Raw genomic sequence first — 1,080 nt, 5'->3', positions numbered from 1 at the left:
ATAGCTAGTAAGGATTGAGCCAACTTGTGGTAAAAAAAGATAGGCAGCAGAGTTGTTACACGCTTGCCTATCCAAAAAAATAATGATACTAAGATTCTACCAGGCTCACTTACAAAAATACCTGACGCCATCTCAGTTTTTGGTGATGACAATTTTGCTATCCTTGATGCAATCAGAAAAACAAGTGAGATTAGAGCGGCTCTCCCGAGTATTTCCCTGTCTAATTACAGCCGAAAGTCGGCGACGGAAATTGCAAAGATTTTTGGATTTACCGAATTTAACAATCGAATTAATTTGGTTTCCATTAATTACTTACTGGTTGACTACTTATTGCTCTGTCGGTCAAACCTTGTCAATCGCAATCGATCGCAGTCAATGGGGGTGTATTAATCTTTTCATGGTTAGCTTAATCTGGGAGCGAAGAGCAATTCCATTATACTGGTCATTGTTGCCCAAATTGGGGAGCAGCAACTTCGAGGAACAGACTACAAATCTACAGCAAGTTTTACCGTTATTTTCAGAATATAAAGTCATCGTTTTAGGAGACCGTGAATTTTGTTCGGTCGACTTGGGAAACTGGCTCAAGGAAAAGGGTGTGTCTTTTTGCTTAAGACTGAAGAGGAATCATTGTATCGAAACAGAGCATTTAGTTTGGCAGCGATTAGATGAATTAGGAATAGTGCCGGGAACCTCTTTATATTTTCAAGGTAAAAGAGTGAGAAAAACTCAACCTGCCACTGGATTTGATGTTGCTTGTAAGTGGAAAAGAAACTATGGGGCATGGCAGGTTGATGAAGCATGGTTTATACTCACAGATTTAGGGTCGTTGCGGGTAGCGATCGATGCTTACAAGCAACGGATGGGTATCGAAGAAATGTTTCGAGATTGTAAAACAGGAGGCTACGATCTGGAAGGAACTAGCTTAAAAGGCAACCGACTGATTAACATAATTCTGCTAATGACACTCGCCTATAGTTTGGCAATATTTGAAGGTACTGAACTTCAGAAAAAGCAGGTAGGAAAATATGTATGTCGGCGTCAAGAACCTAAAAAAAGATATCGAAGACGGAGTACATTTGG

General features: G+C 40.1%; 1 protein-coding gene. It reads left to right on the top strand.

Annotation, left to right across the window (positions count from 1 at the left end; translation table 11 throughout):
• Window positions 1-82: 82 nt before the first annotated feature.
• Window positions 83-1,080 (top strand): IS4 family transposase (locus Q5691_RS27610; protein WP_333312394.1); only part of this gene is annotated, 998 nt, incomplete at its 3' end.

It is taken from the genome of Microcoleus sp. w1-18aA5 (assembly GCF_036701705.1).
GTDB lineage: Bacteria > Cyanobacteriota > Cyanobacteriia > Cyanobacteriales > Microcoleaceae > Microcoleus.
Note: the sequence above shows the minus strand (reverse complement) of the source record. Positions and strands in the feature narration are given on the sequence as shown.